This window comes from Sphingomonas sp. CCH10-B3 (assembly GCF_001556185.1).
GTDB lineage: Bacteria > Pseudomonadota > Alphaproteobacteria > Sphingomonadales > Sphingomonadaceae > Sphingomonas > Sphingomonas aquatica.
In genome coordinates this window covers 1-13,620 of the sequence record NZ_LSIJ01000002.1, presented here as the reverse complement: position 1 = coordinate 13,620, position 13,620 = coordinate 1, and the positions used below count along the sequence as shown (strand labels likewise).

17 protein-coding genes and 1 pseudogene are annotated in these 13,620 nt (G+C 59.3%); 13 read left to right on the top strand and 5 right to left on the bottom strand.

Translation table 11 applies throughout. The annotated features are described in order from the left end of the window. The first annotated feature begins 32 nt into the window (after positions 1-32). The 4 genes from AX672_RS00855 to AX672_RS00835 all read left to right on the top strand — a co-directional run bounded on the left by AX672_RS00855 (position 33) and on the right by AX672_RS00835 (position 2,602). The gene (locus AX672_RS00855) at positions 33-335 is read left to right on the top strand and encodes a hypothetical protein (RefSeq protein WP_058456874.1); all 303 of its coding nucleotides are present in this window, start codon (positions 33-35) and stop codon (positions 333-335) included. Next, positions 316-720 (top strand): hypothetical protein, encoded by a 405-nt coding sequence (locus AX672_RS00850; RefSeq protein ID WP_058456875.1) that lies wholly within the window; start codon positions 316-318, stop codon positions 718-720. The genes AX672_RS00855 and AX672_RS00850 overlap by 20 nt, the downstream gene beginning before the upstream one ends. A gap of 476 nt (positions 721-1,196) precedes the next feature. Further along, positions 1,197-1,532 (top strand): single-stranded DNA-binding protein, encoded by a 336-nt coding sequence (locus AX672_RS00845; protein ID WP_058456876.1) that lies wholly within the window; start codon positions 1,197-1,199, stop codon positions 1,530-1,532. 434 nt (positions 1,533-1,966) lie between these two features. Continuing rightward, positions 1,967-2,602 (top strand): hypothetical protein, encoded by a 636-nt coding sequence (locus tag AX672_RS00835; protein WP_058456878.1) that lies wholly within the window; start codon positions 1,967-1,969, stop codon positions 2,600-2,602. Positions 2,603-3,018: 416 nt separating this feature from the next. Here the strand turns inward: AX672_RS00835 and AX672_RS18790 are convergent, their stop codons facing one another. Next, positions 3,019-3,255, bottom strand: a complete 237-nt coding sequence (locus AX672_RS18790) for a hypothetical protein (RefSeq protein ID WP_062345367.1) — start codon at positions 3,253-3,255, stop codon at positions 3,019-3,021. Between the two features lie 223 nt (positions 3,256-3,478). Continuing rightward, positions 3,479-3,964 carry a hypothetical protein gene (locus AX672_RS00830; protein ID WP_058456879.1) on the bottom strand — a complete coding sequence of 162 codons (486 nt, stop codon included), beginning with the start codon at positions 3,962-3,964 and terminating at the stop codon, positions 3,479-3,481. Positions 3,965-4,645: 681 nt separating this feature from the next. Between AX672_RS00830 and AX672_RS00825 the strand changes: the two genes are divergently transcribed. Next, on the top strand, positions 4,646-5,638 hold the full coding sequence (locus AX672_RS00825) for a DUF2493 domain-containing protein (protein WP_058803389.1): 993 nt from the start codon (positions 4,646-4,648) through the stop codon (positions 5,636-5,638). A 339-nt stretch (positions 5,639-5,977) separates the two neighbouring features. Further along, a complete protein-coding gene (locus AX672_RS00820) occupies positions 5,978-6,544 on the top strand; it encodes a hypothetical protein (protein ID WP_058818295.1) in 567 nt (188 codons plus the stop codon). A 149-nt stretch (positions 6,545-6,693) separates the two neighbouring features. Here the strand turns inward: AX672_RS00820 and AX672_RS18415 are convergent, their stop codons facing one another. Beyond that, positions 6,694-6,885, bottom strand: coding sequence for a hypothetical protein (locus AX672_RS18415; RefSeq protein WP_146215413.1), 192 nt, complete (start codon positions 6,883-6,885; stop codon positions 6,694-6,696). Between the two features lie 47 nt (positions 6,886-6,932). Between AX672_RS18415 and AX672_RS00815 the strand changes: the two genes are divergently transcribed. Beyond that, positions 6,933-7,226, top strand: a complete 294-nt coding sequence (locus AX672_RS00815; RefSeq protein ID WP_331711152.1) for a hypothetical protein — start codon at positions 6,933-6,935, stop codon at positions 7,224-7,226. Positions 7,227-7,274: 48 nt separating this feature from the next. Here the strand turns inward: AX672_RS00815 and AX672_RS00810 are convergent, their stop codons facing one another. Further along, positions 7,275-7,613: a hypothetical protein gene (locus AX672_RS00810; protein WP_152998736.1), complete on the bottom strand. Its 339-nt coding sequence runs from the start codon at positions 7,611-7,613 to the stop codon at positions 7,275-7,277. A 437-nt stretch (positions 7,614-8,050) separates the two neighbouring features. On the opposite strand from AX672_RS00810, the gene AX672_RS00805 reads away from it, so the two are divergent. From AX672_RS00805 to AX672_RS00775, 6 genes and pseudogenes are all read left to right on the top strand, one after another. Continuing rightward, complete coding sequence (locus tag AX672_RS00805; RefSeq protein WP_058818294.1) at positions 8,051-8,344, top strand: ribbon-helix-helix domain-containing protein; 294 nt, start codon at positions 8,051-8,053, stop codon at positions 8,342-8,344. Then, positions 8,337-10,733, top strand: a complete 2,397-nt coding sequence (locus tag AX672_RS00800) for a type IV secretion system DNA-binding domain-containing protein (RefSeq protein ID WP_058803392.1) — start codon at positions 8,337-8,339, stop codon at positions 10,731-10,733. The genes AX672_RS00805 and AX672_RS00800 overlap by 8 nt, the downstream gene beginning before the upstream one ends. Further along, positions 10,730-11,026: a helix-turn-helix domain-containing protein gene (locus AX672_RS18080; protein WP_082660521.1), complete on the top strand. Its 297-nt coding sequence runs from the start codon at positions 10,730-10,732 to the stop codon at positions 11,024-11,026. The genes AX672_RS00800 and AX672_RS18080 overlap by 4 nt, the downstream gene beginning before the upstream one ends. A 1-nt stretch (position 11,027) precedes the next feature. Beyond that, a pseudogene (gene mobF, locus AX672_RS00790) lies at positions 11,028-11,378 on the top strand (MobF family relaxase); the annotation flags it as partial. Further along, on the top strand, positions 11,377-12,693 hold the full coding sequence (locus AX672_RS00780; protein WP_058803396.1) for a hypothetical protein: 1,317 nt from the start codon (positions 11,377-11,379) through the stop codon (positions 12,691-12,693). The pseudogene mobF and the gene AX672_RS00780, both read left to right, overlap by 2 nt. A gap of 140 nt (positions 12,694-12,833) precedes the next feature. Then, positions 12,834-13,043, top strand: a complete 210-nt coding sequence (locus tag AX672_RS00775) for a hypothetical protein (protein ID WP_054136348.1) — start codon at positions 12,834-12,836, stop codon at positions 13,041-13,043. 128 nt (positions 13,044-13,171) lie between these two features. Here AX672_RS00775 and AX672_RS00770 read toward each other — a convergent pair whose 3' ends face one another. Then, entirely contained in the window at positions 13,172-13,531 is a 360-nt protein-coding gene (locus tag AX672_RS00770) for a hypothetical protein (RefSeq protein ID WP_058456890.1), read from the bottom strand. Between the last annotated feature and the right edge of the window lie 89 nt (positions 13,532-13,620).

The window sequence follows — 13,620 nt, the reverse complement described above, 5'->3', positions numbered from 1 at the left end:
TTGCTATTTTGGTGCCAAGAGGAGATACCACCATGCCAGCGACGGCGAATGAGCACCCCAGGATTCCCCTGACCCGGTTTCACAACAACACCGGCGAGTTCCTTGATCTCGCAACCAAACAGCCGGTCGTCCTCACCAGCCATGGGCGCGAGCGACATGTCATCGCAGATAGCGAATATTTCCGCCATCTTGAACAGGCAGCACGCGGTGTGATCGCCGGCCACATGAATATCGAAGCTGTCGCTTCGTCCGACATGACCGAAGCCGATCGCAAGGCTTTCGCTAATGCACGGCCTTCGGCCAGTGAACTCGCCAATGACCGCTGGGAAGACTGACCGCCCCGCCGCAGGCCATATCCTCCGATACGTCTATCTCTTCGAGGAAGAGCAGAGACGGGGCCGCGACGAAGGCGTCAAGGAACGCTTTGTCGTCGTCGTTGGTGTGGAAGGGTCACGCTACCTGGTCGCGGCGATCACGACCAAGGGCGAGGGGCGCAAGAACGCTGTCGCAATCCCCGATGAGATCGCACGCGCAGCCGGGCTCGCTCCGGGCAGCGCCATTGTCGTTTCGGAATTCAACCGGTTCACCTGGCCCGGGTTCGACATCAGACCCCTGATGAAGCAGCCCGGGTACATTGCCGGACGACTCCCACCGCGGTTCACGGCAAAGACCATCGATGCCATCGCAGCCTGGGGCGCCGCTGCCGTCGATCGCGATTGATTGCCGCAACGCAGAGACAGGCAGCCCCCTTGGAGCCATGTCTGACCCCGCATCAAGGCCAGTATGGCGGCAACTTCGGGGATCGGCACCCCAGGTAGCCAAAATCGGGTCTTCCGGACGACAGCCACAAAGAGTCTATTCGCTCCCTAAAATCGGTGAGGACGGGCGATCGATCCTGCGATCATCACCGTCGACAGCAAGCTCCTGCGAGCCGAGACGCGGCGAGGTCGATGTCCAGGCGTGCGATAAGCTCCTGTGCCAACAGCACGTCCGCCGCCCAGTGCCCCTGCCTCTCTGGTCGAGCTTAGGGCCAACCTGCAGAAATGCGAGCCGTGTTGCCCGGCAAGCCGGGCTGCCCGCACCATCTCGCTTTCTGAGGTTTCCCGCGCGCCGCAGCGCGCGGTGTCCCAGCTCTCTCGCCGAGGCTCGATAAGGGCACCGGCGGACGAGCCGTCGGCACCAAGGAGGCTCATGCAATGAACATCGTCAACCTCGTCGGCCGTCTCGCCAAGGATCCCGTTGCCCGCGACCGCAGCGACACCCGCATCACCGAACTGATCCTCGTGACCGAGCGTCCGGTCATCCGCGACGGCAAGGTCCAGAAGGATCCGGGAACCGGCTACCCGGTCAAGGATGCAGAATTCCACAAGGTCACCGTCTTCAATGGCCTCGGGCTCCCGCTGCGCCAGCACAAGGCCAAGGGTGACCAACTCGCCGTGACGGGCCGCATCCACTACTCGCGCTGGCAGGACGCCGAAGGCAATGACCGCTATGGCTGCGAGATCATCGCCGAGAACGTCGAGTTTCTCTGACCGGGAGGGGCGGCGCGCAGGCGTCGCCCGAGCCCTTTCAGGGGGGCGACAGCTGGACACCGGTGGCGTCCAGCTTGGTTCCCCGGTGACCGCAGCTGCAGCGCAAGTGCCGCGCGACGATCTCCAGCTTCATCGGGATGGATTTGGCAAAGCATCGGTCTCGCAGTTTGGCCGCCGGAACGATCACAACGCGGCGGCATGCGAGACATTCAACCTGTGCGTTGAGGCCATGGCGAACCAGATCGGCCACCGTATCGAGACGCTTGCTGCCCATAGCCACGGCAGAACATCATAAGAACATTAGTTGTCAAGCGTGCTGCGGGGTTGCGCAATCGGCCTGATCAGAAAGACCCGCAAACCGAATAACAAGACACTTTGCGCCGAAGCAAAAAAGCGCAATAATCCCGCACATTGCAGCTGAGGAGTATGACATCATGGCACTCTTTAGGGTAAATCTCGACGAACAGCTCGAGGAGCATCTGGATAACGCAGCCCAGTACCAGCGGCACGATCGATCCGAAATCGTCCGACAAGCGCTGACCGAGTATTTCAGTTCAGCTCAGAACCACGTCCACGACGACGAAGCCATCTGGGACGAATGGCGCGACTTCTCCCGAACCGTGCTCGACGCACAACAAAAGGCGATCATAGCCGCCATCCGAACCCTTCCCGATGAGGCATGGGCCTCGCGGAGCGAAACGCTCGATCGCCTAACCAAGGCCATCGAAGACGTCGAATGGGACCAGGGCATTGAGCCGATCTATGAAATCTTGAGAGAAAAGGTGATCGAAAAATCGCTCGCCTTCGCCACTAACCCCGAGATCGAACCCACCAACCGAAGCTACCCGTTCGCGCCCATCATCCGCTTCGACATTGGCTTTGCAACCGATGACCTCTACTCGGTCCGGCTGCCGCTGATCCAGGCATTCTTCCAATACTACTGGGAAGCAGGCGAAGCGGCTTTCGATGAAATACCAGCCATCTGGGAAGCTGCCAAAGCGCGCATAGATGCTGGCGAAAGGCGCCCCTCAAATGAGGAAGCTGCAGCGGCGCGACGGACCTCTGGCTAGGAAATGGTGCTCTGGCAAGCGGAGTGGTTGATGTATCATCTTCCGTACGCGCGCCTTGCATGAGGCTACCGTCATGCAAGCGGCCTTGCTTCAAACTTGGTTGCCCCCTCGCAGGATAAACAGTGGGTGGCGTCTCCCGACCTCTGGCCGGGATCGCGCTCTATTCCGCCCCGTGCGCTGCGGCCCCGTCTTCACGAAGGCTTCGCGCACCCAAGGCTTCACCGAGCCCCTGAAAGGTCTCGGTCCTTCAGGTGACGATCGCTGACGCATTTGGCCGCTGGCCACGCTTGCGCGCTGCCGCCTGATGAGCGGCGCTCTCAAGCGGCTCGGGCTGCGCCGGGGCATTGCGTTTCTGATGGCCCGCCGGCTCTCGGTTCCGCCGCTCGCGGCCGAGTTGCCGCGCGCGATTTCACGTTTCAAACTTCTTCGTTTATCAGACCTTTGAAAGGAGATGAGATATGGCCAACGTCAGTGGGTCGGAGCGCAAACGGCGCAAGAAAACGCGCGAAGAGAATTCCGTTTGCGCACGCTGCAGCATAACGCTTAGCGACGGATGTGCGGACACTCATCATGATTTTGAGCGTGGCGATAAGCGATACACGGATGAAGCTCATCGACATGCTGTGTGCAAGCCGTGCCATCGAGGCATTCATCAAGTCTTTCCGCAACAAGCCGTCCCTCTTTCCGAGGTGTTGGCCAAGGAGGCATCAGGTGAGATCAAGATTGCCAGAATCTGCTGTGCGAACTGTGCATAGACACCGCCGCCGCAGCCATCTCGGCTATTGTCGTTTCCGCGGCAAACTGCACGAAGCTGCCGGTCTGCTTCAAGTACGGCTCCTGCTCGTCACTTAATGTGGCCCGCCACTGGTATGGACCCTATCGGTCCTCCTGATCCAGACGGACCGCCTTTTCGATGAAGCCCTGTGGCTCTCTCACGAAATGCGCTGCGTCTGATTGCAGAACCGTCCTGACGACAGCTTCCCTGCTTGGCTGAATGATCGCACCCTCCGGCGTTGCAAAGACGCAGTCGAGTTGCCGCGCGACGTCGCAGACCCCGCCGACCAAAGGCAAAGAGAGATCTGCCGCGTCGAAGCGGACCTGGATTTCTTCGATGAATTCGTCATCGAAGCTCACCTGAATGTCGTCCGCAGGTTCGTCACCCCACACCCGGAGACCGGTGTACGATCGCGGCTTCTCGGGCAGCAGCATGTCGAGTTTTGCGAACAGCGCATCCGCCTTTGCGATGGGCAGTGCCAGAACAACTTCCTCGAGCTGCCCGCGGCTCATCCGTGCTGCGTGGACCCCTGCGATACGCGCCGCAGAGGCAGGGATGAGGTTGATGACGAACTGCCAGACGGCCATGGCCCGAACATAGCGTCAATGCGGGCTCCGACAATGGGCTCGTTCGCTAAGTGCCGCCCATGCGGGCAGGGCAGCGCCCCTTACCCGCGAACGCGCCTTTCCTTGCCAGGAAGGCGTTCGCGCTCGGAGCTTTCCGACCGTAATGCGTGCTGCTGCGAGCAGGCGGGTCATTCGGTATCCTCCGTCCGGTCAAGGATCGGCTCAGGCTGTCGCTGCGCTTGCCTTCACCGCCCGCGTGGCGGTGATGCCCGCTTTGCGGCATCATCCCTGACAGTCCGTCGTCTTGCGACCAGCCCCGCCAAACGGTCTCTCAAGATGGGGGGAGTTCCCGCTGTAACCCCTTCGCAGGGCCGAAGGGGCGGCCCGGTGTGGCGCTGAAGCGCCTGACCGGCCCTGCCTTCGTCTCACCTGCTCGAGGGCGGGAACGTCTCTTCCACACACACAGGAACACCTGCCGAAACCTATCGGCGGCCGCCCCTTGGTCAAGGATCGCGGTCCCCCCAATTTTCAGCAATCGCGGCTGTCTCGCTGCGCTCGCGCCACGCTTGGCAGAAAATCGGTTCCCCCACGCCCGCCATGGCGGCGGCGAGACGAGCTCGCCGTCCCTGACACGGTTCGTCCGGCCCGATGGGTTTTTGGCTGTTCCCAATGTGGGGACGATTTCAAAAATCGGAGGCTTTTATGACTTTTTTCAATTCGTTCGCAGATCTGGCTCAGGCACGGATCAATCTCGCCGATGCTCGTGAAGGGATCACGGAATCCTATGACGGAGCGTTTCTTGAACACAGCGATCTGGCAAAGCTCAACATCATCGAGGCTCCAATCGCCGCAGAGATGCCGGATCCCGACATGGCGCGCCGCGCCGTGGAGATGGCAATCGGAACGATCTTCGATGTCCTCAAGGACACGCGCATGGAGGAATTTGCGCAGCAACTCGCCTGGGGCATGGTCAACTCCTTCCACATGACCGCACGCCTGGCTGAAGGTCGCGAGGACGATGCTGCAAAGAAGCTGGGCGAAATGGCCCGCCACTTCGACCCTTCGGAGATTTACGCTGTCGAGCTCGAGGAAACACAACAGCTCTGCCAGACACTGCAAGGATGCCGCGAAGCGCTCGAGGCGATGCGCGATCATGCAGCGGACGTCTACCGGGTCGAAACCGGTCGCCCCTTCACGGCCGCACGGGGATCGCAAGTCAGCAAGAACGGGGTTACCGCAAGCCAGGTGCAGGCACGCGATTTCCTCGCCGCACGCGCCAAGGATCGCAGGGCACAATTCCAGCCCGATGGCCCGCTGGTGATCGTGTCAGGTGGCCAGAAGGATTGGCACGATTTTGCGATGATCTGGGCTATCCTCGACGACATCAAGTCGCGGATCCCGAACATGGTCCTGGGCACGACCGGCATGCGCAAGGGCGTCGACGCCATGGCCGGTGCATGGGCGCAGCAGAACGGGGTCAACACGATCCTGTTCGTCCCCGATCAGCGCCACGGCAACCGGGCTCCGTTCCTGCGCAACGAGAGCATCGTTAAGCTGAACCCTGTTGAAGCGATCATCGGTGAAGGGTCGGGCATCCAGTCCAACCTTGCACAGCGCCTCCGTCAGGCAGGCGTGCCGCTGCACATCCGCCGGATCAGTGATCAGGCGCAGGTTCGGTCGCGCAACTTTGCGTGAGCGCTCTTCGGAAGGCTCCGGCTTATCCCGGGGCCTTCCGCTCTTCTTTTGCGCAAGGGGCGGGCTCTGGGGGCATCGAACCCCCTTCGCCCGCTGACGCGAGCATCGCGATCCCCTGAGTTTATCAGGCGCGCTTGTGCCTTGGCTCGGCGCGCCTTGCCCATGCTCGATGCTTTGCATCTTGCGGGCATCGCTGCCGCACTAACTGCCACACCCGGACAATGGGTCGACCAGCCATCCTTGGGGTGAACCAGAACCACCTGGCGGCATTCTGCCACCAGCTCAGGTAGTGAGAAAGAAGAGGGGGATGGAGGAGACGAGCAGCGACAGGAGGCAAAGATGCTCGTCACATTCCGCGTCAAGGATATCGAGACAAGGCTCAATTCGAAACCGGCTCAGATATGCCCGCCAGAGCTCGCAGCACTGATGCGCAGACTGCACACCGCCAACAGCACGATCGATGCAGACCCAGGCGAATTCCTGGCCGCGCCCCTGAACTTCGAGATCAATGCCAACGCGCTTGCGATCGCCGAGTTCGCATCCTGTTTCGACCATCGCCCGGAAATGATCGCGATCGTCGAGGAAGCACAGTTTCTTGGACGAATGCTGCGGATCGAGCACCACCAATACGACGCACCGATCACGATGCGGGTGAGTGAGCACATTGCACTGGTAGGCGACATCACAATGAGCAGCGACCTTGCTGCAAAGGTGCTCACCTCGCTTGGCTACCACCGCCAAGAATCTGGCCAACTGTCCCTGCAAAAGCTTGGGACAGCGCTCGAGGATCACCGGACTTATGCGGCTTTCGCCAAGGCAGGAATCACTCCGCTCTTCGAAAGCCTCGCGTTCATCGCCGCCACCGATTGTGGAGAGCAACATCCGCTGCTCGAATGGACCTCATGACTATCCGGACAGCAGTTCACGAGCAGCCACGAACCGACTGAACTCGTCGCCATGTTTAACGCTCGATCTGCAAATTGCCTCCTGCAGGATCGAGGTGGAAAAGGGTGCCCGGCACGTTGCCGCGGTGCCCTTTTTTCATGCCCCCTGGGTCACGGCACTGCCGAACAACCACATTCCGGCACATAGCTTTCGCGAAGTCGCTGGTAACGCATGCCTCCCGCCGCAGGCACGTCCACCACCATCGCCATGAGCACCCCGCCAGCATACTGGTCAACCACTAATTTCCCGACCGAGAAGCCGTGCTGCGCCGGCTTCCGCACCATCGAAAAATTAGCGGTCAAGCCTCCGCTTCGCTCCGGTGACCAGCACACTGACGGGGCGCTGTTTCATGGCATGGCGGACGAGCCGCCGAGCGCCAGGAGGCAAGGTCATGTGCTACACAACAGAAAGCTACGAAGACGACATTTCAGTGCTTCGCCAGATCAATCCCAACATCATCGCCCTTGATGAAAAAACGCTCGAAGCTGAGCGGCGCTCCTACCACACATTCTTCGACGTCCATGTCGTCGAGACCCGGGACGGGTACATCCTCATTGAGGAGGGAGACTATGGCGAGCTGCCGATGCACCTGATCGATCAGATCGTCTACACCGCTACAGGCAAAATGGCCGATGAATTCTGACGAGACAGGGCGGTGGTCACCGCCGCCCAACTCGGCAAAAATCAGGCCTCACCCGCCGAGCTTTTCGAGAGCAGAAATCGCTACCTTTGGCTTCACTTTGACGGCTAGCTCCAGAAGGGCAATCGCCGTATCCTGACCGACCTTTTTGATGAGCCGATTCAGCTCTCGTTCTGCTTCCTCACGCTCAAGCTCTGCAAGCTTCTGCCGGCGCTCCTCCAGCTCCTTTTCCGCTGCTGCCAGGGCAGATCGTTCGCGTTCAAGTTTCGACACCATTGCGCATTCCTCCAAGCCTTGAAAGACCATGCGAAGATGCACCAATCGCAGGGTCTGTTCGAGGCATTTTTTTGCTTGCTGCTCTCGCGATACTTCATCTCGAAGCATGCCCAAATTGGACGCCCACCTTGATCGAACGTGGTGCCAATGACGTGACACAGCGGTCCACAGAGGCAGGCCAAACGTCTGTGGTCAGTTCGCGAGTCCGGCTCGCCGGCACATTCCCCCCGGAAGACCAGCTGGGCCAGTGATCCCCCTATGGCACTGAACCTAGCACAGGGCCTAAGTCCCTAATTTTATGCACACCGTACACCGCTGCGCGGTAGGCTGATGCAGCGAAGTTCTGCATATTTCACAATCAGTTAGGTAAGATTTTGCTCGAAATTCGCACGGTGCAGTCCGCTGCATACCGTCCAGTGCTCCATCATAAATATAAAAATACAGGGGCTTAGCGCTGCACCGGGCTGCATCTTCTAAGCTCTTGGCAAGGGGGCTGCAGCGTTATATACTCGGTCCTGCGATAGACGAACCACGCCTGAAAAGGTGTGGTAGTGGAAAAGAAACAGTTTCAGAGCGTCGGTGTAACGCTCAGCCCAAGGATGATCGACGTCGTCGATCAACTTGCGGCAAGCCGCGGTGTATCGCGGTCAGAAGCCATCCGCATTGCCCTTGAAGTCGGTATTCCGCTCCTGAAGGCGGGACTATCGCTCAATGCCGAGCGGGCTGTTACAATCCTCGAGCATACCCAGCTTGCGCTCTCGCTCATCGTCCAGGAGCAATATCCGGCTGATGCCGAACACCTGATCGCTCAGGCGCTCTCCAACGTGCGAGAGCATCATGGCTGAAGACATCAGGTTCAGCAAAAAAGCTGCCACTCTCACCCACGCTTCCGCGCGCGGAAAAGTGAAGCGGAACGCAGGCAATTTCACGCGCGGATCGCAGCTGTTCCACCATGAAATCCTGATGACCTGGGCGGGCATCAGAATGCCCCTCTACGTCTGGGTCGGAACCGCCATTCTTCTGCTGTGTGCCCTCGTCAGTTTGACCTTCAAGAACCACGAGGTGCAGCTCGTGCTTATGAAGCTCTACGCCGAGGCTTGGGGCTGGGTTCAGCTCAATCCGAACAAGCCTGTAAACCTGACGCTTCCATCGGGTCAGATGGTGCAAGGCACCATGTCCATGGTGCCCTATCATCCTGCAGTGGAAAGGGCGTGGGCCAAGGCTGTGCAGGTCAGCATTTCTGCGGGTCTTGGTGCAGCCTTTATCTGCGTCCCATTGACCGTCTGGTTCGTCGACTTTTCGAAACGGCGCGGCACCGACATTCTGACCGAGCGCCATGAGCGGGGGGCCGTGCTTGTGACACACAGCGAACTGGCCCAAGCCATCACCAGCCATAACTGGAAAGCGCATATCAGCGAGTGCCGCAAGCGCACGCCACCAGTGGACCCCGACAAGATCCTCGCAGAGCCCTTGAAGGACCGTGTTCGGGCGGGTCTGCATGCGCCTTACCGCCTGGCAGGTGTGCCGGTTCCTTGGCGTCTTGAGCAAAGCCATGCGATGTTCATCGGTACTACCGGTGCTGGCAAGACGACCGAGCTGAAGAAGATCGTCACGCAGGCGCGTGAACGCGGGCATCGCTGCGTCATTTTCGATCTGACCGGCACCTTCGTCGAAAGCTTCTATGATGCCGAAACGGACATCATCCTCAACCCGATGGATCGCCGCTGCGTGCCATGGTCGATCTTCAACGACTGCGACAATTACGCCGAATTCATGAGCGCTGCGACAGCGCTGGTTCCCAGCGGCCATAGCGCGGAAGATGACTTCTGGCAGAAGTCGGCACGCACCCTGTTCGTCGAGATGTGCGTCAAAATGATCAAGATGGGCGTGCGCTCAAATGGCGCGCTTTCCTACTTCCTGATGCAGTCGGATCTGAAGACGATCCATGCTCAACTTGAAGGCACGATCGCAGGTCCGATGATGTCACCCGCCGCTGCCAAAATGGCAGAGTCGATCCGGACCACCTTCATCGCCAATGCGAATGTTTTCCGCTTCCTGCCCGAACCTCCTCCGGGCGAAACCGGCTTCTCAATCAAGAACTGGATGACCACCGAGGTCAAGGAAGGGTCGATCCTTTTCATCACTTCCACGCACCCGGACCTGGTCCTCAATCGCCCGCTTTTGACGCTGTGGATGGACCTGGCCGTCAATGCGCTGTTCCACATGGGACGGACCCGAGATCTGCGCACCTGGTTTCTCATCGACGAAGTCCATGCGCTGCATCGTCTCCCGGCGATCGATCATGGTCTTCAGACCGCCCGCGCGTTTGGCGGAGCCTTCGTGCTTGGCATGCATTCCTTCGACAAGCTTGAAGAAACCTATGGCGAGAACGGAGCTACCAATCTGGCCTCGCTGGCGGGCACCAAACTGATCCTCAAGACGGCCGATCCCGAGACGTCGCGGCGATGCTCCGAGTTCATTGGCAACCGTCAGGTCCGGATCATGGATGAAGCCTATTCCTACGGCTATAATGACAACCGCGACGCCTCGACGATCACGCCTCGTACCAACGTCGAAGAACTCGTCATGCCGGTCGACATCAGCGACCTGCCCAGCATGCACGGGTTCGTGAAATTCCCCGACGGTTTCCCCGCTGCCAGGATCAGGCTGACGTGGAAGGATTACGAACCCCGCGCCAAGGGTTTCGAGCGTGTCACCGACATGCGCGCCGCCGAATACATCCCACCGTCCGGGGATATCGCGGAATTGGGGGGTGGGGATAGGGAAGGCGCACAACCTGACATCGCGCCTAAGGAGCGGAAGGATCGCGAAGAGGTCGCGCTGAGTGAGGCTGAGCGGGCGGCGCAGCAGCTGAGGGAGGCGATCGAGGGGCCATTGAACCCTGAGCGCGAGCTGACCGAGGAGGAGGTAACACGCAAGATTGAGGATGAAGAGGAGCGGGCAGACTTCGAGCGAAAGCCAGCGCAAGGGGAGCTGTATGGCTATAACCGCCCTGGCAAGAAGGACCAGCGCGACCGGCAAAACCTTGCCATGCGCGACAGCGAAGAGCGCGGCGCGCAAGCGAAGATCGAAGGGCCGAAGGGGCGAGCGCAGAACAGCAGGGCAGACGCGCAGGAGAGCGAGCTTTCCAAAGAGAACATGCGCGGCATCGGCAACGAAAAGCAGAGCCGTCAGGACCCTTCCATCGACGATGATCAGGAGCTTGGGCGATGAGCGCGGCCGCGCAAACTGGCCATGTGTCCCCGTCAATGTGCCCGCATTGTGCCGGTACGATCGGGCGGCGGATAAAGACCGTCCGAGCGGCTCTGGGTATCTCCCAGCACGTGATGGCATTGCAGCTCGGGATCGCGGACAAGACCATCAAGAACTATGAAGGTGGGCACAGGGATCCGCCCTCCAGCCTGATCGCTGCCATCTGCGAACAGTTCCGCATCGATGCCGCCTGGCTTCTGCTGGGCGATGCTTCGCGGCCGATGTTCCAGCATGAGCAGGCAAGGGTGGCCTGAGATGCTGTCGGTCGCATCGGTCGCATCTGCAGGCGGCGCCGCAAACTACTTTGCCAAGGACGACTACTATGTCGGCGATGGTCCTGCCGAGCTTAGCGAATGGGGTGGCGAGGGCGCGAAAGCGCTCGGGCTTGCAGGCCCAGTTGCCAAGGAAGACTTCGAAAAAGTCCTCGATGGCAAGTTGCCCGATGACACGGTCGTAAATGGCAATGCAAACCGCCGCTCGGGCATAGACCTCACATTCTCGATGCCGAAGTCAGCCAGCCTGCTGGCGCAGTTGGGCGGCGACAAACGGATTCTCGATGCACAGCAGGCCGCCGTCAAGGCGACCATGGCCTATCTCGAGAGGCATGGCGCTTGAATACAAAGACGCAGGGACCGTCGGAAGCAAGCGTGGGGCGAAGGACGGGGCGCAGCACAAAAAGGTTGATCTGCGCGATCTCCACATCCGCAATGCCGGCGGTCAAAGTACCGTTCAGAAAACGAGCGAGTTCAAGCGCAGATCACCCAACAGCTACTTGAAGGGCGAAGCGGCAAACAATCTGGCACGCCGGGTCTTCAAAGAGCATAGGGCCGGAAAGTCGGTACGAGAAATCGCGGGCTGCTTTGAGCTTTCTCAGACCAAAATCCGCGTTCTCGTCAATCGCGGCCTCGATGCCGAATTTCGCGACGTGACAGCACCAAGGATGATCCAGCAATACTGCGATGAGGGACGACAGCTCGATATCCCCCTTAATGTACTTCTCGGTAAAAGAACGGGCGTCCATTGCTGGACCTCAAAAATGCTGAACGAGGGAGCGCTCCTGCGAGAGGTAAAGGCGCTCTATGAAGACTTCACGCTCGAGCACCTCCAGCACTGCATCTACAATTGTGACGCTCACCTAGCAAAGATCGAGGCCCTGATCGGGCCGCTGCAGTTGATGAGCGTCGAAGCATTTCATCACCGAGCCCGTCAACGGGTTGCGGCTTACCGGAGCCAAAATCGCTTCCACAAGATCCGCTATATCGACTGGGACACACGCCCTAACTCATACTTTGCTTGTACCAACCGATACGAACAGTGGCACGACTGGGTACTGCACCCCCGAGTGAACGAATGTTTCAACCCTAACCAAACACTACACGATATCATTGCAAGAATGGAATCGGTCTTCAGTGCAGCAATCTATTATAGGAATCAGGAAGCCGCCGAGGCTGAGTATCGGCACCTTGAGCGGCTTATTGCCGAAAACAACGGACCCAGAGAGTTTACCCAGTTCGTTGCCCAGGGGCGCGCCATATGGCGCAAGCGAAAGGCCGATAGAGCCGAAGCAGCGTACAATTCGACGCCAGACCCTATCGTCGAGGCTCGCCAGCGCGAATCCATTGCGAGAAGCCGGCTGATTACACACGCCGGCACGATAGCGATCCGGATGGCCCTGATGTTTGGCAGCATCATACTCCTCGCCCACGAGATGAGTGTGATCAACGACCCACAATATCTGGCTCGGATGAATGTTCCCGCAATGAGCTTCTACATCACCGCATTCATTGCCGGTGCTGCCGCCGTTGCGCTGGCGTTATTCACGTTCCAGTCGGCTCGAGGCTTCAGCCAGCAAATAAAGGAGCACCGGTCGGCCAAAGCCAGCCTCGACCACCAGATGGACCGAGGATCAGCGCTTACATGACGAACTGCACTTCAACTCCAATTTCAAGCGGCAGCCCTTCCCAAGCCCGATCCGCCAATGCCCAGAAGCAGTCGGCATGAGCCTGCGCCTGCGCATCCAATCTTCCAGACCGTCAATCACCACATGAAGGAGAGCATGAAATGGCATTCGATTACGAAGATGCAGGCACTTTCGGCAGCGAGCGCGAGGCAAAAGACTGGGCGCAGCGCAACAAGGTCGATCTGCGCGATCTCCACATTCGCAACGTCGGCGGCCAGCGGGTCGAGGTGGGTATCCGCAAGAGCGCCTACGATCAGCGCGAGAATTACGACAACCGGCACGGCCAGAGACAGGACGGCTTCTGGCGATGATGAAGTCCACCGCAGCGTGCCTGATTTGGACCACTGGCTTGTTGCACGACGCGAACGGAGCTCAGAATTTCGGCCTGATGGAGTTGTGGCGTATTGAAGCCGCTGGTTCCGCGGCTTCCAATATCTTCTTATGCAGCCAAAGCAGATTGCACGTTGCCAGGAAAAAGCAGGAGAGCGAAGGCATTTGCAATCTGCCGGGCGCTTGATTCAGACAAGCCAGTCACATCCCCCACCAAGGCCCCGCCATCGAAAAAGCTTTTAGGCTCAAGGCCAGAAGCGATCAGTTGATAGGTTCGGAACAGAACCCTTGCCATTTTCCCATCGGCAGACTGTCTGATCATCTGGTCATAATCAGAATCCAAGCTGATATGGTCCCAATGGACCGAGAAGTGTTTTCTTGCTTTTGCCACGTGCAGGAACGGTATCTTGCGGCGTTGGCACTCATAGAACCAAGCATCGCGAGCGGCCGAATCTCGCTTGTCGATCATTTTCCAAGCGGGGTTAGGCCATGGGATCCCTTTGAGGGGTCAGGACATAGAACGGGCACAGATATACGCTAAGCGTCTCTGCGCGCACT